The organism is Dyella sp. 333MFSha (assembly GCF_900102405.1).
Classification (GTDB): Bacteria; Pseudomonadota; Gammaproteobacteria; order Xanthomonadales; family Rhodanobacteraceae; genus Luteibacter; species Luteibacter mycovicinus.
Genome location: NZ_FNBR01000006.1, coordinates 172,385 through 191,115, shown reverse-complemented (window position 1 = coordinate 191,115; position 18,731 = coordinate 172,385). Strand labels below are relative to the sequence as shown.

Annotated in this window: 20 protein-coding genes; 9 read left to right on the top strand and 11 right to left on the bottom strand. The window is 63.9% G+C overall.

The features are described 5' to 3' along the window. Nucleotides 1–16: 16 nt before the first annotated feature. Entirely contained in the window at nt 17–652 is a 636-nt protein-coding gene (locus BLT40_RS18485) for a response regulator (protein ID WP_036114118.1), read from the top strand. A 10-nt stretch (nt 653–662) separates the two neighbouring features. Here BLT40_RS18485 and BLT40_RS18480 read toward each other — a convergent pair whose 3' ends face one another. From BLT40_RS18480 to BLT40_RS18465, 4 genes are all read right to left on the bottom strand, one after another. Beyond that, nucleotides 663–1,451: a DUF3025 domain-containing protein gene (locus tag BLT40_RS18480; RefSeq protein ID WP_079522058.1), complete on the bottom strand. Its 789-nt coding sequence runs from the start codon at nt 1,449–1,451 to the stop codon at nt 663–665. A gap of 5 nt (nt 1,452–1,456) precedes the next feature. Beyond that, nucleotides 1,457–2,773: a 30S ribosomal protein S12 methylthiotransferase RimO gene (rimO, locus tag BLT40_RS18475; RefSeq protein WP_079522057.1), complete on the bottom strand. Its 1,317-nt coding sequence runs from the start codon at nt 2,771–2,773 to the stop codon at nt 1,457–1,459. A gap of 136 nt (nt 2,774–2,909) precedes the next feature. After that, complete coding sequence (locus BLT40_RS18470) at nt 2,910–3,863, bottom strand: acyltransferase family protein (RefSeq protein WP_176167838.1); 954 nt, start codon at nt 3,861–3,863, stop codon at nt 2,910–2,912. Nucleotides 3,864–3,873: 10 nt separating this feature from the next. Beyond that, the gene (locus tag BLT40_RS18465; protein WP_079522093.1) at nt 3,874–4,200 is read right to left on the bottom strand and encodes a nucleoside triphosphate pyrophosphohydrolase family protein; all 327 of its coding nucleotides are present in this window, start codon (nt 4,198–4,200) and stop codon (nt 3,874–3,876) included. A gap of 186 nt (nt 4,201–4,386) precedes the next feature. Here BLT40_RS18465 and BLT40_RS18460 point away from each other — a divergent pair, with 186 nt between their 5' ends. Together BLT40_RS18460 and BLT40_RS18455 are read left to right on the top strand one after the other, a co-directional pair. Further along, entirely contained in the window at nt 4,387–5,058 is a 672-nt protein-coding gene (locus BLT40_RS18460) for a dienelactone hydrolase family protein (protein ID WP_079522055.1), read from the top strand. After that, complete coding sequence (locus tag BLT40_RS18455; RefSeq protein WP_079522054.1) at nt 5,055–5,471, top strand: HIT domain-containing protein; 417 nt, start codon at nt 5,055–5,057, stop codon at nt 5,469–5,471. The genes BLT40_RS18460 and BLT40_RS18455 overlap by 4 nt, the downstream gene beginning before the upstream one ends. A 146-nt stretch (nt 5,472–5,617) precedes the next feature. Here BLT40_RS18455 and BLT40_RS18450 read toward each other — a convergent pair whose 3' ends face one another. The 3 genes from BLT40_RS18450 to apbC all read right to left on the bottom strand — a co-directional run bounded on the left by BLT40_RS18450 (nt 5,618) and on the right by apbC (nt 7,906). Continuing rightward, on the bottom strand, nt 5,618–6,109 hold the full coding sequence (locus BLT40_RS18450; protein ID WP_036114138.1) for a hypothetical protein: 492 nt from the start codon (nt 6,107–6,109) through the stop codon (nt 5,618–5,620). Nucleotides 6,110–6,194: 85 nt separating this feature from the next. Next, nucleotides 6,195–6,761, bottom strand: coding sequence for a dCTP deaminase (gene dcd, locus BLT40_RS18445; RefSeq protein ID WP_036114141.1), 567 nt, complete (start codon nt 6,759–6,761; stop codon nt 6,195–6,197). 59 nt (nt 6,762–6,820) lie between these two features. Then, nucleotides 6,821–7,906, bottom strand: a complete 1,086-nt coding sequence (gene apbC, locus BLT40_RS18440; RefSeq protein ID WP_079522053.1) for an iron-sulfur cluster carrier protein ApbC — start codon at nt 7,904–7,906, stop codon at nt 6,821–6,823. Nucleotides 7,907–8,090: 184 nt separating this feature from the next. Here apbC and BLT40_RS18435 point away from each other — a divergent pair, with 184 nt between their 5' ends. From BLT40_RS18435 to nth, 4 genes are all read left to right on the top strand, one after another. Further along, complete coding sequence (locus BLT40_RS18435; RefSeq protein ID WP_090355665.1) at nt 8,091–8,537, top strand: DUF2147 domain-containing protein; 447 nt, start codon at nt 8,091–8,093, stop codon at nt 8,535–8,537. Between the two features lie 107 nt (nt 8,538–8,644). Further along, the gene (gene metG / locus BLT40_RS18430) at nt 8,645–10,759 is read left to right on the top strand and encodes a methionine--tRNA ligase (protein WP_090355661.1); all 2,115 of its coding nucleotides are present in this window, start codon (nt 8,645–8,647) and stop codon (nt 10,757–10,759) included. Between the two features lie 24 nt (nt 10,760–10,783). Further along, a complete protein-coding gene (locus BLT40_RS18425; protein WP_090355657.1) occupies nt 10,784–11,392 on the top strand; it encodes an RnfABCDGE type electron transport complex subunit B in 609 nt (202 codons plus the stop codon). 20 nt (nt 11,393–11,412) lie between these two features. Then, complete coding sequence (gene nth, locus BLT40_RS18420) at nt 11,413–12,027, top strand: endonuclease III (RefSeq protein ID WP_090355794.1); 615 nt, start codon at nt 11,413–11,415, stop codon at nt 12,025–12,027. Between the two features lie 47 nt (nt 12,028–12,074). On the opposite strand, the gene BLT40_RS18415 is transcribed toward nth, so the two are convergent. The 4 genes from BLT40_RS18415 to BLT40_RS18400 all read right to left on the bottom strand — a co-directional run bounded on the left by BLT40_RS18415 (nt 12,075) and on the right by BLT40_RS18400 (nt 16,581). Beyond that, nucleotides 12,075–13,592 carry a SulP family inorganic anion transporter gene (locus tag BLT40_RS18415; RefSeq protein WP_036114160.1) on the bottom strand — a complete coding sequence of 506 codons (1,518 nt, stop codon included), beginning with the start codon at nt 13,590–13,592 and terminating at the stop codon, nt 12,075–12,077. A 12-nt stretch (nt 13,593–13,604) separates the two neighbouring features. Beyond that, nucleotides 13,605–14,294, bottom strand: a complete 690-nt coding sequence (locus BLT40_RS18410) for a carbonic anhydrase (RefSeq protein ID WP_036114164.1) — start codon at nt 14,292–14,294, stop codon at nt 13,605–13,607. Between the two features lie 224 nt (nt 14,295–14,518). Then, nucleotides 14,519–14,887: a hypothetical protein gene (locus BLT40_RS18405; protein WP_090355652.1), complete on the bottom strand. Its 369-nt coding sequence runs from the start codon at nt 14,885–14,887 to the stop codon at nt 14,519–14,521. A gap of 308 nt (nt 14,888–15,195) precedes the next feature. Beyond that, on the bottom strand, nt 15,196–16,581 hold the full coding sequence (locus BLT40_RS18400) for a hypothetical protein (RefSeq protein ID WP_090355647.1): 1,386 nt from the start codon (nt 16,579–16,581) through the stop codon (nt 15,196–15,198). A gap of 223 nt (nt 16,582–16,804) precedes the next feature. Between BLT40_RS18400 and rnt the strand changes: the two genes are divergently transcribed. Together rnt and pstS are read left to right on the top strand one after the other, a co-directional pair. Further along, nucleotides 16,805–17,464, top strand: coding sequence for a ribonuclease T (gene rnt, locus BLT40_RS18395; RefSeq protein WP_090355642.1), 660 nt, complete (start codon nt 16,805–16,807; stop codon nt 17,462–17,464). A 167-nt stretch (nt 17,465–17,631) separates the two neighbouring features. Then, nucleotides 17,632–18,627, top strand: a complete 996-nt coding sequence (pstS, locus tag BLT40_RS18390; protein ID WP_255349741.1) for a phosphate ABC transporter substrate-binding protein PstS — start codon at nt 17,632–17,634, stop codon at nt 18,625–18,627. Nucleotides 18,628–18,731: the final 104 nt, after the last annotated feature.

The window sequence follows — 18,731 nt, the reverse complement described above, 5'->3', positions numbered from 1 at the left end:
CAGGAGAACGCAAGGCATGCCACTCAAGGTCATTCTGGCAGACGATCACCCCCTCGTTCTCGTTGGCGGGCGGCTTGCGCTCGAGAATGCGCATATCGAAGTGGTCGGTGCGGCAAAGGCGGCCGACGAACTTCTGGCCATGCTCGCCGACCGCGAATGTGACGTCGTAATTACGGATTTTCTCATGCCGAGCGATCGGCAGGACGACGGATTCCCCCTTCTCGAAGCGATCGCCAAGGATTATCCGCACATCGCGCTGATCGTCCTGACCATGATCAACCGCCCCGCCGCGCTTCAGTCGATGCTCTCGCGCGGCGCACGCGGCATCGTCGACAAACGTGCCCCGATGGACGAGCTGGCCACGGCCGCACGTGCGGTCTCCGACGGCGAAACCTACCTCAGCGAAACCCTGCTCGATATCCTCAACGAGGCCGACGAGAGCTCGGTCGCCATGCCGGGTGCACCGCTGTCACCGCGTGAGACGGAGGTGATCCGTGCCTTCGTCAATGGCATGTCGCTTCAGCAGATCGCCGACCGCGAAGGCAAGTCGGTCAAGACGATCAGCCGCCAGAAGCGGGATGCCATGCGCAAGCTGGGCGTCGATCACGACAGCCTCCTCGGCGACTACGTGCGGGATCACGGACTGAGCTGAGCGCTTTTCGCTAAAGCGGTGGCGGGTAGACCCGCCCGGCGCGCAGCGGCTGGAAACACGGCGCCGTGGTGTAGAACGACGCCTCCCCCGTATCCGCGTGCCACCCCGGCACGCCGGATACCGGCAACGGCCGAAGTTCCTGTGGATCGTTGAGAACGGCACCGCTGTGGATCGCCTCGGCGCAGACGGCACGCGCATCGCGACCGTCCATGACGACCAACGCCTTCCCCACCAGCAGTTTCTCCGGCGTCAGAGCATGCTCGAGCAACGCATGGCCGAACACCTCGACGCTCGCTTCGCCGCGCAGCCAGGCCTCGCGATGCGTCCAGAAGAGCGTCGACCAGTCGTGTGCATCCCAGGCGTGCAGCATGGCCGGATCGCGCAGCGAAACGATCATCCCCGCTTCGTCGAAATGCGTCAGCGCGCACTGCGGACGTGAGCGCTCCCGCGGTCCCATGCGCGCGATCTCATCCATCTGGCGCGCATTGAGCGCGCGTTTCAGCGACGGGTAGCGCAGCCAGATGAGCGCGTTGAACAGGTCGTGCCAGTTCTCGGCACGCGTGGCGATCGCGCCTTTGCGGGCGATGCGCTCCTCGTAGTGCAGCCCGTCGTCGAGCAGGGCCTTGTCCTGCGTCACGAAGCGCACGGCGGAACCGGGCGGGAGCAAGGCATTCAGCAGCGCGGTATCGGGCCACGTATCGCCGTCGAGGAGCGACGTGTAATCGCCCCAGGCGGAAAGCGGCGGCGACGCGAACACGCTCCGATCGAGCGAATCCCGCGTCGGCGCCACGTAACGCATGGGACTTAAGCCAGACGACCGTAGAGGTCGTGGGCGTCGGCTTCTTCGACGACGACGTCAACGAACTGGCCAGGCTTCAGCAGCTGGCCATCGTCGATACGCACGGCACCGTCGATTTCCGGCGCATCGGCGCTGGAGCGGCCCCAGGCGCCATCGGTATCGATTTCGTCCACCAGCACCTTGATCGTCCTGCCCACTTTGCGCTGCAGCTTGGCGGCGGAAATCTCGGCCTGCACCGCCATGAACTGCTCGAGGCGGTCTTCCTTGAGTTCTTCGTCGATCTGACCCGGCAGGTCATTGGCCCTGGCGCCGTCGACCGGCGAATACGCGAACGCACCCACGCGATCGAGTTCGGCCTCACGCAGGAAGCCGAGCAGTTCCTGGAACTCCTGATCGGTCTCGCCGGGGAAGCCCACGATGAACGTGCTGCGGATGGTGAGATCCGGCACCTGACGACGCCAGTTCTGCACGCGCTCCAGTGTCTTGTCGACGTTACCCGGGCGCTTCATCAGCTTGAGGATGCGCGGGCTGGCGTGCTGGAACGGGATGTCGAGGTACGGAAGGATCTTGCCGTCCGCCATCAGCGGCATGATTTCGTCGACGTGCGGATACGGGTAGACGTAGTGCAGCCGGGTCCAGATGCCCAGTTCGGACAGGCCCTCGCACAGCTCGGTCATCCGCGTGCGGTACGACTTGCCACGCCATTCGCGCTCGGCGTAGCGCACGTCGACGCCATAGGCGCTGGTGTCCTGCGAGATCACCAGCAACTCCTTCACGCCGCCGCGGGCCAGCTTCTCGGCTTCCATCAGCACCTGGTCGACCGGGCGGCTGACGAGGTCGCCACGCATCGACGGGATGATGCAGAAGCTGCAGCGGTGATTGCAGCCCTCGGAAATCTTCAGGTACGCGTAGTGCTTGGGCGTCAGCTTCACGCCGGTGTCGGGCACCAGATCGAGGAACTTGTTCCGGGTCGGCGGGATCGCCTGATGCACCGCGCTCATCACGCTGACGTAGTCCTGTGGGCCCGAGATGGACAGGACGTCGGGGTAGCTCTCACGGATCAGCTCCGAACGCTTACCCAGGCAACCGGTGACGATCACCTTGCCGTTCTCGTGAAGCGCCTCACCGATGGCATCGAGCGATTCCTGAACGGCCGAATCGATGAAGCCGCAGGTGTTGACGACGACCGCGTCGGCCTCGCCGTAGCTGGGCACGATCTCGTAGCCTTCGACCTTCAGCTGGGTGAGGATGCGTTCGGAGTCGACGAGGGCTTTCGGACAGCCGAGGCTGACGAAACCGACTTTGGGAGCGGCCTGGGACATTGCCGTGGGTACCGGGGGTATAGGAAGCCGGGCATTATAGCGGGTTGGCGGCCACGCGGCCGGGCGGCCCTTCACGTCTGGCCCCCAAGGCCTTCAGGCCGCCCAAATCTCCTGAATCAACACCTCGGTGTAAAGCTTAATGAAGGTCCGCTTCCGAAACGACGCGTGCCCTGCCTGGCGCGCTATTTCCAAATGGCCGACCCGGCTTGAAGCGTAAGGCCTTCTTTTCGATGAGGTGCCACGAGGCAGCGGCCAGAGCAACGGTTACGGGCACGGTGATGGACAGCAGTTCAAGGTAAGGCGTTTCCCGCCCCCAACGTGCGACTCCTATCTGCTGCACGGGCCATGCGTATATGTAAATGCCATAGGAGAGATCTCCGACTTTTGAAATGTTTCGCAGACCAGCCCATGACCGCACGCCAATCGCAATTGTCAGTGACGGAACGACGAAGGCGAGCCCAAGATTGGTCTGATCAACGCGGATGAGTGCGTAGCCGATGACCAGGGATGACAGGGTCGGCAGGGGTTTGCGGAGGTAAGGACAGGCCCGCAACAGACTTCCTGCGGCGAAGAAGAGCCCGAAGTCAGCGAGGAAACTCTCCCCGGACTGCAGGCCGGAAAGCACGAAGTAACCAAAGACTCCCACAGCGAACACGATAGATGGACGCCGCGTTGCAACTCCGGCAACGAGAAGCAGCCCGTAACAATAGACCTCGTACGGAATGGTCCACAGTGATCCGTTGGTGAGGTGTCTTGGGTTTTGAGGAAATCCCGTCAGTCCAAGCACAGCTATCACTGCAAGCGTCAGCGGAATTGATACACAAAGGGCCGGCATCATCCGGAGGGCGCGACGGGCGGTAAAGCGCAGAATATGGGGGTCTTTCAACCAACTGGATGTGACCAGATAGCCGCTGATTGAAAAGAAAATGAGCACACCCAGGTTGCCGAACGAATGATCCCCGACAAACCTTGGTTCAGCGCGTCCGGACAGAGCGAACTGATGGCTGATCAGCACGAGGAAGGCGCCAAATAGCCTCAGTGCATCAAAATTGTTGCGCTGTCCGTGAGTCATTGCTTCTTCCTTGAACACGGCCATTTTCTCAGGTGCGCAGCTCGCCAGAGACGTATTCGATCAGTTCGCTGGTGTTTCTCACGTACTCGTTTTCCAGGTCGATGCCGCACTTGTTGGCCAGTACCATGATCGACCATAAGCAGTCCGACAATTCATGACCGAGTTTGACTTTGCAGTCATCGATGTCCCGGACACCCGCATTCGCCTGAATCAGTTTGGCCAGATCGCCGACGTCACCTACGAAACCAAGTGCGAGTTCCTGCGTCGTCCAGACACGCCCCCACCGCTTGACCTCGAGCTGTTCGTAGAGCACGTTCAGCTCTAGTGCCGAGGTCTCAAGTTCACTGAATTTCATGCTGGCGACTGCCACAGGCTGATTCCATTTCCGTGTTGGATACGGCGGAACACTACACGCGCCCGCAGCTGCCAAACCAGTGCTGCCTCGCGACCACCGGGCCCGGATAGGCCTTCACGCACATCCCGCCGACATGTGGCCGGGTTACCCTTACGGGTATTCCTACCACCTCCGGAGATTCGCCCCATGGGCCGCACCCTGATCCTCGACACCTCACGCCCGCACGAAAGCATGGACGCCTACCTCGCCGAGCCGACCGGCGCCCCGAAGGGTGGCGTCGTGGTGGTCCAGGAGATCTTCGGCGTCAACGCCCATATCCGCAGCGTGGCGGACCGTTTCGCGGCCGAAGGCTACGTCGCCATCGCGCCGGCGCTGTTCGACCCGGTCGAGAAGGATGTCGAGCTTGGCTACGACCAGGACGGTATGCAGAAGGGCGTCAAGCTAATCGGCGAGTTGGGTCTTCTGCGCCCGATGCAGGATGTGGGCATCGCCGCGAAGCTGATCGCCGACCAGTACAAGGTCAAGGTCGGCACGGTGGGCTACTGCTGGGGCGGTACCGTTGCGGCGTTGGCGGCCCTGCGTCTCGGCTTGCCCTCGTCCAGCTACTACGGCTCGCGCAACGTGCCCTTCCTGAGCGAACCGGCCAAGGCCAACGTGATCTTCCATTTCGGCGAGCGCGACCACTCCATCCCGCCCGAGATGGTCGAGAAGCATCGTGAGCTGAAACCGGAAATGGATACCTGGGTCTACCCGGCCGACCATGGCTTCAATTGCGACGCACGCGCCAGCTACGACGAGCCGAGCGCAAAGCTGGCCTGGGAGCGCACCCTCGCCTTCTTCGCCCGCGAACTGGCATGAGCGAGGCGTTCGACCTCGATCCGCGGATCGCCGGTGACACCCTCGTCGTCGGCGACCTCCCTCTAAGCCGCGTCCTGCTGATGCGGGACGCGCGCTATGCGTGGCTGGTGCTGGTGCCGCGGAGAGCGGGGCTGGTCGAGGTTTCGGATCTTCCCGACGAGGAACGCGCCCTGCTCTGGCAGGAGGCCGGCCTCGCCGGGAGCGCCCTGCGTGCCGTGGCGCCGTGCGACAAGCTCAATATCGGGGCGCTGGGCAACATCGTGCGCCAGCTCCATGTCCACGTTGTCGCCAGAACCGAGGGCGATGCGGCGTGGCCGGGGCCGGTGTGGGGGTTTGGCAAGGCGGAGCCTTATGCGGATGGTGAGGCGGAGAAGCGGGTCGAGGCGCTGCGGGAACTGCTCGGCTTGAGCTGATACCGCACCAGCCATCGCCAGCAGGGCTGGCTCCTACAAGAGCCGGGGACAGCCGAGACGGCGCCAGCAAGGAACGGGCCCGGCAAGAACAAAAAAGCCCGGAGGCGCGAGCCTCCGGGCTTTTTTCGAGCAGAAGGCCTGAGGGCTTACTGCTGCGTCTGCGGGTCGTAGGCGCCGCTGGAGGCTTCCTTACCCTGCATGCGGTCCGGCAACGCGGCCTTCTGCGGGGTGTCCTCGAGCTGGCGTGCCTTTTCTTCCACGGCGTTCAGGCGGGTGAGCTCGCCCTTCTTGTCGTAATACACGGCAAAGCCGTAGTCCAGCTGCATGCGGGCCATGAAGCCAAGATGGATGTCACGGATCTTGGAGTCGTCGCTCGGGATCAGCAGGACCGTCTTCGGCAGCTTGCCCTGGTCTTTCAGGTAGGCGAAATGGCTGCCGGTGTCGGCGGCGGAAAGCACCGCGTTGTCCACGACGAACTGGCCGCTCTTATAGGCCTTGATCGTGACGTCGAACTGGCCCTGCTCTTTGGCGACGGGGTCGTTCTTCGTGGCACCGCTGTGGCAACCGGCGAGCACCAGCATGCTGGCGAGGAGCATCGCCGCGGCGGCGCGGGACAGGAGGTTGGGAACTCGGATCATGCGGTGTCTCCGTGGATCGGCGTTTCGTGAAAGTGGGAAGTTTACCCCGCGCCCCTATCAGGCGCGGATGCGACCGGAAGGCCGTTCAGGTACTCGGCAGGGTGACGCCGCGCTGGCCCTGGTACTTGCCGCCGCGATCGGCGTAGGACACCTCACACTCCTCGTCGGATTCGAGGAAGAGCATCTGGGCGACGCCCTCGTTGGCGTAAATCTTTGCGGGCAGCGGCGTCGTGTTCGAGAACTCGAGGGTGACGTGGCCTTCCCACTCCGGCTCGAGCGGCGTCACGTTGACGATGATGCCGCAGCGGGCGTAGGTGCTCTTGCCGAGGCAGATGGTCAGGACCTGACGCGGAATGCGGAAGTACTCGACCGTGCGCGCCAGCGCGAAGGAATTCGGTGGAATGATGCAGACGTCGGATTTGACGTCGACGAAGCTGCGCTCGTCGAACGCCTTCGGATCGACGATGGTCGAGTTGATGTTGGTGAACACCTTGAACTCATCGGCGCAACGGACGTCGTAGCCGTAGCTCGAGGTGCCATACGAGACCAGCCGGTGACCGTCGCGCTCCTTGACCTGACCGGGCGCGAACGGCTCGATCATGCCGTGCTGCTCGGCCATGCGGCGGATCCACTTGTCGGACTTGATGCTCACGTACTTGTCTCCCTCGCTGGAGCCGGAAAGGTATAGGAACGTCGTCGAAGACGCTACTTTCAGGTGTTCTGGATGACGATCTTGGGGAACGAGATCGCCTTGTTGCGGGCCTGCAGAGACAGTTTCGCCGCCGTGGAACGCGCGATGGCCCGATAACGCCCGGCCAGATCGGATTCCGGGATCGCCGCCACGGTGGGCTTGCCGTCGTCCGACTGCTGACGGATGCGGATGTCGAGCGGCAGATCGCCCAGATAGGCGATACCGGCTTCTTCCGCCATCCGTGCGCCGCCGCCGTGGCCGAAGATGTGCTCCTCGTGACCGCAGTTCGTACAGATGTGCGTCGCCATGTTCTCGATGACGCCGAGCACCGGCACCTCCACCTTGCGGAACATGCCCAGCGCCTTGCGCGCGTCTAGCAGCGCGATGTCCTGCGGCGTGGTGACGATGACGGCGCCGGAGACCGGCACCTTCTGCGAGAGGGTCAGCTGGATGTCGCCGGTTCCCGGCGGCAGGTCGATGATGAGGTAATCCAGGTCGTCCCAGCGCGTGTCGTTCAGCAACTGCATCAGCGCCTGGGTGACCATGGGACCACGCCAGATCATGGGGGTATCCTCGTCGATCAGAACGCCGATGGACATCGCCTGCAGGCCATGGGCGTGCATCGGCTCGATGCTTTTGCCGTCGGGAGACACCGGTTTCCCTGACAATCCGAGCATGCGCGGCTGGCTGGGACCGTAGATATCGGCGTCCAGGATGCCGACCCGGGCGCCTTCGGCCACCAGCGCGAGCGCCAGGTTCACCGACACGGTGGACTTGCCTACCCCGCCCTTGCCCGACGCGACGGCGATGATGTTCTTCACGCCGACCATGGGAGACAACTGGCCCTGCACCTTGTGGGGATGCACGCGCCAGGTGACCGACACGGCGGCCGAGGCGATGCCCGGCTCGGCCTCGAGGGCCTGACGGGCCTGCTCGGTCGCTTGTGCGACATAGCCCACGGCGGGGTAGCCGAGCTGGATGTCGACGGAGACACGGTCGCCATCGACGCCCACCGCACGCACGGCGGCGCCGAACGGCTGCCCCGAGTGCGGGTCGATAACGCGGTCGAGGACACCGCGGACGAGGGATTCGCTGGGCTGGGTCATGGGGAGAGTTGAGCAAAATCGAAGATCGCCCATTATGCCAGCTAGCGTGCCTCGACCGGGCCCGCACGTTGGCGCGGGGCCCGGGGGCCGCAGCCTTGCCTCGTGGCGCGATGCAGCTTGACGGGGCTGCCGCCGCTCGTCAGGCTCCGGCCGTACCTTACCGTATGGGGAGCACCGCCATCCTATGAAGTCCCTGATCCGCACCGCCGCTGCCCTCGCCCTCGTCGCGAGCGCCCTCCCCGCCTTCGCCGCCACGGATACCCCGGTCGGCAAGTGGAAGACCATCGACGACAAGACCCACGAAGTGAAGTCGATCGTCGAGATCACCGAGCACGGCGGTCTGCTGGAAGGCAAGGTCGTGGAGGTGCTCAAATCCGACCACGGTCCGCACCCGGTCTGCGCCGAGTGCGATGGGGAGCGCAAGAACAAGCCCATCGAAGGCATGACCATCATGTGGGGCCTGAAGAAGGACGGCGACGAGTGGTCCGGCGGCCAGATCCTCGACCCCGCCAAGGGCAAGATCTACAAGGTGACCCTGAAGCTCGAGGACGGCGGCAAAAAGCTCGATGTCCACGGGTATATCGGATTTTCGCTGATCGGTCGCAGCCAGGAATGGGTGCGGGCGGAATAATCAAAGACATCGCGCGCAAGGCGCGCTCCTGCGGGGGCGGGGGCCCAGGGGCCCGTCGCCCCCTTCGCATGCCATAATCCCCGGTCCCAAAGCAGACCGCGATCCTCATGGCCCGCCGCATCCTGGTTACCAACGCTCTACCCTACGCCAACGGCCCGCTTCATCTGGGCCATATGCTCGGCTACATCGAAGCCGACATCTGGGCGCGGGCGCAGCGAATGCAGGGCAACGAGGTCTGGTATGTCGCGGGTGAGGACGCCCACGGCACGCCGATCATGCTGGCCGCCGAGAAGGTCGGGCTGACGCCTGAGGAATACATCGCGGGTATCCGCGCGTCGCACGAAGCGGATTTCACCGACTTCCATTTCAGCTACGACCAGTACCACACGACGCATTCCCCGGAAAACCGGGAAATCGCGACGGACATCTACGTGCGCCTGCGTGACGCCGGGTATATCGCCCGCCGCGACATCCAGCAGCTGTATGACCCCACGCGTGACATGTTCCTGCCGGACCGCTACATCAAGGGCACCTGCCCCAACTGCGGCACGCCCGACCAGTACGGTGACAACTGCGAGAACTGCGGCGCCACCTACGCACCGACCGACCTGATCAACCCGTACTCGGTGATGTCGGGCGCTACCCCCGTGCTACGTGACTCCGAGCATTACTTCTTCGAGCTCGGCAAGTTCGAGCAGCTGCTGCGCGACTGGTTCGCGGGCAAGTACACCGACGGTAAGCCCACCGCCAACAGCAGCGTCGTCGCCAAGCTGGCGGAATGGATCGACGGCGGCCTGCGTGACTGGGACATCTCGCGCGATGCGCCATATTTCGGATTTCCGATCCCCAACGCGCCGGGCAAGTTCTTCTACGTGTGGCTCGACGCACCGGCGGGTTACCTCGCCTCGTTCAAGGCACTGTGCGAGCGCAAGGGCATCGTCTTCGACGACTTCCTGCGTGCCGACAGCACCGCCGAAATGCACCACTTCGTCGGCAAGGACATCATTAACTTCCATGGCCTGTTCTGGCCGGCGATGCTGCACGGCGCGGGTATGCGCGTGCCGACCGCGCTGCATACCAACGGTTACCTGACGGTCAACGGCGCGAAGATGTCCAAGTCGCGCGGCACCTTCATTCAGGCGCGCACGTTCCTGGACTCCGGCCTCGACCCGGAAGCCCTGCGCTACTACTTCGCCACCATGCTCGGCCCGCAGCCGATCGACGTCGACCTCGACCTCAAGTCGTTCGAAGAACGCGTCAACTCGCATCTGGTCGGCAAGTGGGCGAACATCGCCAGCCGTACGGCGGGCTTCCTGCACACGCATTTCGCCGGCAAGCTGTCCGATCGCTTCGACGACGAGGCGACCGCACTGTGGAAGGACCTCCTGGCACAGTACGAAGGCATCGAAGCCGTCTACGAAGCCGACGAATATGCCGAAGCGACGCGCCGGTTCGTTTCGATGTCCGATGCGGTCAACGGCTACATCGCAGCCAAGGCACCCTGGGTGATCGCCAGAGACGAGGCGCGCCGCGACGAACTGCAGCAGGTCTGCTCGTTCGCGATCAACGCGTTCCGCCTGCTGTCCGGCCTGCTCAAGCCCATCGTGCCGACCACCGTCGCCGCCGCTGAGGCATTCCTCGGCGCGCCGATCGCGACGTTCGCCGACGCACGCCGCGAGCTGTTCGGCCACACCGTCAATGCGTTCTCGCCGCTGTTCGGCCGTCTCGATCCGAAGAAGATCGCCGCCATGGTCGACGCCTCGAAAGAATCGCTGACTCCCGCTGAGCAGGCTCGCGAAGCCGCCGCGGAAGCCAGGCCCGCCAAGAAACCCAAAGAAGCTCCGAAGCCCATGACCGACGCCACCGCTACCGCCTCCACCGATACCGCCGCCACTATTTCCATCGACGACTTCGCCAGGCTCGACCTGCGTATCGGCAAGGTGACCGTCTGCGAGTTTGTCGAAGGCTCGGACAAGCTGCTCCGCTTCGAACTGGATGCCGGCACGCTCGGCACGCGCCAGATCTTCTCGGGCATCCGCGCCGCGTATGGCGAGCCGGAGAAGCTCGTCGGCCGCAACGTGGTCTTCATCGCCAACCTCGCGCCGCGCAAGATGCGCTTCGGTCTGTCCGAGGGCATGATCCTGTCCGCCGGTGACGGCGGTGCGGACCTGTTCCTCCTCGACGCCGACCAGGGTGCGGCGCCGGGCGCCACCGTCCGCTGAACACGACCCGGCAACGCGCCAGCCATGACGCCAACGCTCGCCGACCGCATCGACACGCTCCTGCCGCAGACCCAGTGCGAGCAGTGCGGTTTCCATGGCTGCCGCCCCTACGCGGAGGCGATCGCCGCCGATGAAGCGGGCATCGATCGCTGCCCGCCGGGCGGTGCCATCGGCATCGCCCGTCTGGCCGCCCTGCTCGATCGTCCCGTGGTGCCGCTCGATCCGACGCATGGCGTGGAGAAGCCGCGCACGCTCGCGCGCATCGTCGAAGCAGATTGTATCGGCTGCACCAAGTGCATCCAGGTGTGCCCGGTCGATGCGATCCTCGGTGCATCCAAAGTGATGCACACCGTGGTCAGCGATCTGTGCACCGGCTGCGAACTCTGCGTACCCGCCTGCCCCGTCGACTGCATCCGGCTCGATCCGATGCCGCTGGCACAGGCGGATGACCGCGAGCATGCCGACGCGGCGCGACGTCATTTCCAGCGCCGTGAGGCACGTCTCTCTCAGGAGCGTGCCGAGCGCGAACGCCAGCTCGAAGCGAACAAGGCCGTAGTCGCCGCGCCCACCGCACGCAACGCGGTCCTCGAAGCGCTCGCCCGCGCCAGGCTGCGGAAGAAGGACACTCCGTGAAAAAAGCCAACGTGGTCGAGATGTTCAGCCGCCTGCGCGAGCTGGATCCGCATCCGAAAACCGAACTCGAATACACCACGCCGTTCGAGTTGCTTTCCGCCGTGGCGTTGTCTGCACAGGCCACCGACGTCGGCGTGAACAAGGCGACGCGCAAGCTGTTTCCTGTCGCCAACACGGCACAGAAGATCCTCGATCTGGGGCTCGAAAAACTCAAGACGTACATCAGCACGATCGGGCTCTACAACAACAAGGCGAAGAACCTGATCGCCATGAGCCGGATTCTCGTGGATCGTTATGACGGCGAAGTACCGCAGTCACGCGAGGCGCTCGAAGAGCTTCCTGGCGTCGGGCGCAAGACCGCGAACGTCGTGCTGAATACGGCGTTCGGGCAGCCGACGATTGCCGTCGACACCCACATTTTTCGGGTGGCCAACCGCACGGGGCTGGCACCCGGGCCGGATGTGCGCAAGGTTGAAGACAAGCTCGAGAAGGTCATCCCGAAGGAATTCATCCAGGATGCGCATCACTGGCTGATCCTGCACGGGCGCTACGTATGCAAGGCGCGCAAGCCGGCATGTCCGGACTGCGCGATCATCGACCTGTGCGCCTACAAGCACAAGACAAAGCCGGCCTGAGCCGGCTTTTCTTCTTCGCGAGGGAATGTCGCGTGCGAGGCGCGCTCCTACGCAGCCTGTCTGGAACCCTCGACCCTCCGTCCCAGTTCGTGCCAGTCCACGACGAGTTCGCAGCCGCGTTTCGAGGCGTTCTGCCCCCACTCCCGCAATAGCTCCAGCGACGCCTGGTCGACATGCACCAGGCGATCCATCCGCACGCTGAGGCGCGTATTGGCCGGCACGGCCTCCAGCTTGCGTGCCATCGTCGGCACCTTGAGGAACGTCGCGGAACCCTCGAGGTGGAGCGTCGCCTGACCCGGCTCGTCGTGGTGCTGCACGTCCATCTTGAGCTTCGACGACAGCAGCGCCAGACGGAACAGGGAGAGACCGAAGCCGACGATCACGCCGGTCAGCAGGTCGGTGGCAACGATAGCCACGGTGGTCGCGACATAGACCGCCGCCGTACCTTTGCCGTACGCCGCCAGCGTCTTGATCTGGCCGGGATTGACCATCTTCACGCCGGTAAAGACCAGGATGCCGGCCAGGCAGGAGATGGGCGTCATGCGCATCAGCCACGGAAGCAGCATCACGAAGGCCAGCAACCAGCCGCCGTGCAGGATCGACGCCATGCGTGTGGCTGAGCCCGCCTGGACATTGGCCGCACTACGCACGATCACGCCCGTCATCGGCAACGCACCGAGGAAACCGCAGATCAGATTGCCGACGCCCTGCGCCGTCAGTTCGCGGTCGTAGTTCGTACGCACGCCGTTGTGCATGCGATCCACCGCTGCCGCGGAGAGCAGCGTCTCCGCGCTGGCGATGAACGCAAACGTCGCCGCCGCGACCAGCAGCGACGCGTCGAACAGTCCGAAGAGGCTACCCATGCTCGGCAGGCTCACCGCCGAAAACAGGTTGGCGGGCACGTCGACTCGCTTGACGTCCACCGCCGTCAGTTGCGCGATGAGCGTCATCGCAACCACCGCGAGCAAGGCACCCGGCACGAAACGGAGCTTCGCCGGGCGCAGCTTCTCCCAGCCGAGCATGATCGCAATGGTGCCCAGGCCGATCATCAGGGCGGCGGGGGCCTGCCCTTCCGCGGCACCGGTGACCGATTCCCACGCTGCGGAGGGGAGCGCCGCGAAGTTTTCGAGACCGCGTGCTTTCGGAATCGCGTCCAGCAACACATGGGACTGGGACGCGACGATCAGGATGCCGATGCCGGACAACATGCCGGCGACCACCGCCGGCGACGTCATCCGGAACCAGACGCCGACTTTGCACAGACCGGCGACGATCTGGATCAGGCCGGCAAGCAGCACGACGGGGCCAAGAGCGGCCACGCCGTGCTCGCGCACAAGTTCAAACACCAGGACCGCGAGGCCCGCCGCGGGACCGCTGACCTGCAGCGGCGACCCCGCGATCGAACCGACGATGATTCCGCCCACGATGCCGGTGATCAGTCCTGCGCTGGGCGGCATGCCCGACGCGATCGCGATACCCATGCACAGAGGCAGAGCGACAAGAAAGACGACCACCGAGCCGAGGAGGTCGCGGCCAAAGAGGCCCTGGGAAAAGTATGCGCGCATGTCGTGCCTTCCTTAAGCGGCGTTTGCTACCGGCACGGGCGTGGAGAAACGCGCGTGCGGTGTCGCGTCCGGCGCGTGTGCATCGCCGGCGACGAGGGGACGGAACCTTCCTTCCAACGGATCGAAGGCGGTGATTTCGGTGTTGGCGATGTCGTAGATCCAGCCGTGAATACGCAGGCTGCCGTTGGCGATCGCGGCTGCGACGGCGGGCAGCGTGCGCATGTGTTCCAGCTGGCCGACTACGTTTTCTTCGGTGAGATAACGCAGACCCTCTTCGCCCAGGATGGTCGGACGATTCTCGGCGACGACGTAGCGAGCCACGTCGGCGTGCTTCAGCCACTGCTCGACCGACGGCTTGCCCTTCAGCGCCGCCGGGTTCTGCAGCGCCTTCATCGCGCCGCAGTCCGAGTGGCCGCAGATGACGATGTGCTGAACCTTCAGCGCCGTCACCGCGTATTCGATGGCGGCGACCACGCCACTGACGTGCTGCGCGTACGGCGGGACGATGTTGCCGACGTTGCGGTAAACGAACAGGTCGCCCGGCTGAGCGTTGAAGATCAGCTCCGGCATGATGCGCGAGTCGGCGCAGGTGATGAACATCGTATGCGGCGTCTGGCCGGACGCCAGTTTGGCGAATACCTCGCGCTGATCGTCGGTCATGTTGCGGCGGAAATTGTCGAAGCCCTGGATGAGACGTTCCATGGTGGTTTCTCTCTTCGTTGGCGAAAACAAGGCACGAGCGCGCACGCTCGCGGCGGCTGGCGGATTGCCAGCGCGCGAAATGGGAGTTAAGCGGGTGAAGGTGACCCTGCGTCTGCGCTCTGCCCGACGCTCTCCCCCGTTGGGAGAACGAATGCAATGCGATTTCGTGCAGGCGACCTGGGTCGCAAGGGCCACTAACGATGGCGCACCAGGCGCCGGGTCGATCAGACGATCGGAGGGCGCAGCTCGAGGCTGGGGTGATGCGCGTGAGGCATCGGCAAGACGTCCGCATGACGGGAGGTGGCGACGCGGGGGATCGTCACGACATGCTGAGGGGGGACGTCGAAGGTGTCGTCGAGACTACCGCCGCTATTGTCTTCCAGCGACGGGACCGGGTCCTGGTCGTCGTAGTACGCCGTGTCATCAGACACGGCGAGCGCGTGCTGCGCCGCGTGTTCCTGAGACGCTAGGGCGGAGGCAATGCTTGTGGCGGAGGGCGCCGCATTCACGCCGACGCACGCGACGAACAACGCGAAGAACACGAAAATCGTGCTCGCGAAGCGGCGCATGGCGGGGGCGAAAAGGGTCTGCATGAGCCCGAACCTACGACAGGCTTCATGACGTTCGCAAGTGTGGCGATGCAGCAAATTCAGGCTTGGGGCATTTTTGTGTGCTGAAACGTGACGTGGCAACGGTTTTTTGCCGGTGACGGGGCACGAGGCGGCCTGCGCTTATTCAGATATGGACGTCCGAAAGACCGTTGGCTGCCTGAGATCATTCGCAACGAGAATTCGCTGACAGGGTCAGTTACCAAGAATGCATGGCCGCGTAAGGCAAAAAAACGGCGGGCTTGCGCCCGCCGTCCGGTTCGTCCCTGAGCAGAACTCCGTTCCGATATCGATCAGAAGGTCAGCATGCCCCAGAAGCCCACTTCGTTGGTCTTGTAGTGGTAAGGGGTAGCGAACGGGCCGTCGAGCTTGTTGTGCTTGTAGACGAGGGCCAGCTTCAGGTTCTTCAGCACGTCGTACGAGACGCCGGCGTTGTAGTACTTGTCCTTGATCTTCTCTTCGACGTTGACCAGGTTGTCGTACTTGTAGTTGACCTTGTCGTAACGAGCGAAGACGGCGAACTGGTCGTAGAACTTCCAGTCAGCCCAGAGCGAGTAACCGTCGGCCTTGTCCTTGGTCGTGCCGGTGGCCACGCCGGTGCCGGCGCCCGTACCCTGATACTTCAGGATGTCGTCCCAGTTTTCGGTGTGGAAATATTCCGCACCGACGCCCCAGGTCTTGTCGCGCCACGCCAGCAGGGCATCGCCGCGAGTCGCCGTACGGGTCGGGGCGCCAGCCTCGACGTCGTTGCCGCGCTTGCCGCTGTAACCGCCGATGGCGATGACCATCTGCTCGATCGGCGAGTAGCCGAGGCGGGCTTCCGTGTCGACGCTCTTGGAGCGGCTCAGGTTGCGGTAGCCGCGACCGTTGACCACGGACACCTGGTAGTTGACCGAGTTGTCGCCGGTCGTGGCACCCATCGCGTGGATACCCCAGTCGGACGAGTTGCCGAAGGCGCCGACGCCGCCGGCGGTTGCGGTACCACCGCTGCGACCACCTTCAAACGAGCGATCGGTGATGGTGTTCTCGACGTAGCGGTAGCCGTACCACTTCTCGACGAACGGGATCCAGGGCATGTCGGATGCACCGAAGCGCACCGTGAACAGCTGGTCGAACTTGCCCTGCACGTAGGCCTTCTTCACGAACAGGCTCGTGGACGAGAGCGACGACTGGTAGCTGAAGTCGGTCGTCAGGTTGGCCGACCAGATGTCGTTGAACTTGTGGTCGACGGTCAGGTAGAAGCGTTTGACGTCGAAACCCGTGCCGTTGACCGAACCGTGACCATCCTTCTGGATCGAACGGCCGTTGCCGATCTTCTCGTCGTGATCCTGATTGGTCACGTCGAAGAACATCGTGCCGCCGATCTTCGTGTTGTCCACCAGCTTGTTCAGCGCGTCGAGCTTCTTGGCGAGCTCGTCGGCCGGCTTGGCGGCGGTCACCTGCACGTCGTTCACGGCCTTGGCCGTCTCGATCTGCGCGTCAGCCTGAGCTTCCTGCTTGGCCTGAAGGTCGGCGACCTGGCTCTGGAGGGCGGCCAGCTGCGCCTGCAGCTGCTGGAGGGTGGCGGCGTCGACCGTAACGCGGGCCGGCTGCTGCGACTTCTGCGTCGCGGCGAGGGCCGAGAAGCTCGTCAGGCCCAGACCGGCGGCGATGGCCACCGTGAGCAACTTGGAACGCATGGGATTTCTCCGCTTGGTTTTTAGAATGTGTGTGGTCCCCTGTGTCCCCACTGAGCTTTTTCTGTCCGAAAAACCTCAAGCGGGGCCAACGGCGCGAAGGATGGGCCGTGGCGTTTACCGTTCAATGCAATTTTTGTTACAGATCGAAGACATGCGCACATCCTCTTAACACGGACGGCACAGACGGACGCCGGACGGGCCCCCCGGCTGATATCCTTCACGCATGGATACGACCAGTAACAGCACCGCTTCGACGATGGCCGCGCGGTTCCGGGGCTTTCTGCCCGTGATCGTGGATGTGGAAACCGGGGGATTCGATTCGGAGCGTGACGCGCTGCTGGAGATCGCCGTGGTGGCCGTCACCATGGAGCCCTCGGGCCTGCTCGTCCCCCAGCCGGCCGTCGCGGCCAACGTGGAGCCCTTCCCGGGCGCCAATATCGACCCGCGTTCCCTCGAGATCACCGGCATCGATCCGGACCACCCGTTCCGAGGCGCCCTGCCCGAGCGTCAGGCCCTGGATCACGTCTTCAATGCGGTGCGCGAGGCGGTCAAGGCATCGGAGTGCCAGCGCGCCGTGTTGGTGGGCCATAACGCCGCATTCGATCTGGCCTTCCTTAATGCGGCCGTGCGCCGCGTGGGGCACAAGCGCAATCCGTTCCATCCTTTCAGCTGCTTCGATACGGCCACGCTGGGCGGCCTCGCGTACGGACAGACGGTCCTGAGCAAGGCCGTACTGGCCGCCGGCATCCCGTTCGACAGCCGCGAAGCCCATTCGGCGATCTATGACGCCGAGCGCACCGCCGAGCTTTTCTGTGAAATCGTCAATCGCTGGCGCCGCCTGGAGCTCGCGGAGCGCGATCAGAGCGCCCCGATCGAGGTCTGAGCCATTTCGTAAGTTCATGAATATGACAGCAAATCGGATCCTGTCATATCGCTGCAACATTCAGTACGTCTCATTGCAACACGGCAGGGCTGCAATACGGCCCCAGGCGGTCAACGCCTGACACTCATCCATCCGAGGACTACTCCGTGTTCACACGTAAACTCCGCATCGCTGCGCTCGTCGCCGCTTCCCTGTTCGGCATGTCCGCCCAGGCCACCGACATCACGGGCGCCGGCTCGAGCTTCGTTTACCCGGTCCTGTCGAAGTGGTCGGCGACGTACGCCGAAGCCACCGGCAACAAGCTGAACTATCAGTCCGTCGGTTCGGGTGCGGGTATCGCCCAGATCAAGGAAGGCACCATCGACTTCGGCGCGTCCGATGCTCCGATGAGCGCTGAAGACCTCACCAAGTTCGGCCTGGGCCAGTTCCCGGTCGTCGTCGGTGGCATCGTGCCCATCGTCAACCTGCAGGGCATCGCCCCGGGTCAGCTGAAGATCGATGGCAAGCTGCTGGGCGACATCTACCTGGGCAAGATCGCTCGCTGGAACGACCCGGCCATCGCCGCCCTGAATCCGGGCGTGAAGATTCCGGACGTCAAGATCACCGTCGTGCACCGCTCGGACGGTTCGGGCACCTCGTTCAACTTCACCAACTACCTGTCCAAGGTCAACCCGGAGTGGGCGTCCAAGGTGAAGTTCGGCACGGCCGTCGAATGGCCGGCCGGCGTCGGCGGCAAGGGTAACGAGGGCGTCTCGCAGTACGTCCGTCAGATCCCGGGCTCGATCGGCTATGTCGAATACGCTTACGCCACCAAGAACAAGCTCTCGTACACGCAGATGCAGAACGCTGCCGGCACGTGGGTCCAGCCGAACGCCGACGCGTTCGCCGCTGCCGCCTCCACGGCGGACTGGAAGTCGGCCAAGGACTTCAACCTGATCATGACCAACGCCCCGGGCGCCCAGGCGTGGCCGATCACGGCGACGACGTGGGTCATCATGTACAAGAAGTCCAAGAACGCCTCGCACAGCAAGGTCGCCTTCGACTTCTTCAAGTGGTCGCTCGAGAAGGGTCAGTCGCAGGCCGCTTCGCTCGACTACGTCGCGCTGCCGCCGGCTCTCGTCCAGCAGATCGAAGCCTACTGGGCTGCCGAGTTCAAGAACTGATCCATCCGGTCTCAACGGACCGGCTGTCATATAGCCGGTCCAGAGTATCGTCCAAGGGGGTCGCCGTTCCGACAGGGACGGCGACCCACACGTTTGCATAGGCT

What these genes read in the sequence shown, in the direction of transcription:
- BLT40_RS18425 (WP_090355657.1), top strand. Translation starts at nt 10,784, where the DNA reads ATGACGCCAACGCTCGCCGACCGCATCGACACGCTCCTGCCGCAGACC.
- nth (WP_090355794.1), top strand. Translation starts at nt 11,413, where the DNA reads ATGTTCAGCCGCCTGCGCGAGCTGGATCCGCATCCGAAAACCGAACTC.
- BLT40_RS18485 (WP_036114118.1), top strand. Translation starts at nt 17, where the DNA reads ATGCCACTCAAGGTCATTCTGGCAGACGATCACCCCCTCGTTCTCGTT.
- apbC (WP_079522053.1), bottom strand. Translation starts at nt 7,906, where the DNA reads ATGACCCAGCCCAGCGAATCCCTCGTCCGCGGTGTCCTCGACCGCGTT.
- BLT40_RS18480 (WP_079522058.1), bottom strand. Translation starts at nt 1,451, where the DNA reads ATGCGTTACGTGGCGCCGACGCGGGATTCGCTCGATCGGAGCGTGTTC.
- BLT40_RS18465 (WP_079522093.1), bottom strand. Translation starts at nt 4,200, where the DNA reads ATGAAATTCAGTGAACTTGAGACCTCGGCACTAGAGCTGAACGTGCTC.
- metG (WP_090355661.1), top strand. Translation starts at nt 8,645, where the DNA reads ATGGCCCGCCGCATCCTGGTTACCAACGCTCTACCCTACGCCAACGGC.
- BLT40_RS18410 (WP_036114164.1), bottom strand. Translation starts at nt 14,294, where the DNA reads ATGGAACGTCTCATCCAGGGCTTCGACAATTTCCGCCGCAACATGACC.
- BLT40_RS18400 (WP_090355647.1), bottom strand. Translation starts at nt 16,581, where the DNA reads ATGCGTTCCAAGTTGCTCACGGTGGCCATCGCCGCCGGTCTGGGCCTG.
- BLT40_RS18405 (WP_090355652.1), bottom strand. Translation starts at nt 14,887, where the DNA reads ATGCAGACCCTTTTCGCCCCCGCCATGCGCCGCTTCGCGAGCACGATT.
- BLT40_RS18435 (WP_090355665.1), top strand. Translation starts at nt 8,091, where the DNA reads ATGAAGTCCCTGATCCGCACCGCCGCTGCCCTCGCCCTCGTCGCGAGC.
- BLT40_RS18415 (WP_036114160.1), bottom strand. Translation starts at nt 13,592, where the DNA reads ATGCGCGCATACTTTTCCCAGGGCCTCTTTGGCCGCGACCTCCTCGGC.
- BLT40_RS18460 (WP_079522055.1), top strand. Translation starts at nt 4,387, where the DNA reads ATGGGCCGCACCCTGATCCTCGACACCTCACGCCCGCACGAAAGCATG.
- BLT40_RS18450 (WP_036114138.1), bottom strand. Translation starts at nt 6,109, where the DNA reads ATGATCCGAGTTCCCAACCTCCTGTCCCGCGCCGCCGCGGCGATGCTC.
- rnt (WP_090355642.1), top strand. Translation starts at nt 16,805, where the DNA reads ATGGATACGACCAGTAACAGCACCGCTTCGACGATGGCCGCGCGGTTC.
- rimO (WP_079522057.1), bottom strand. Translation starts at nt 2,773, where the DNA reads ATGTCCCAGGCCGCTCCCAAAGTCGGTTTCGTCAGCCTCGGCTGTCCG.
- BLT40_RS18455 (WP_079522054.1), top strand. Translation starts at nt 5,055, where the DNA reads ATGAGCGAGGCGTTCGACCTCGATCCGCGGATCGCCGGTGACACCCTC.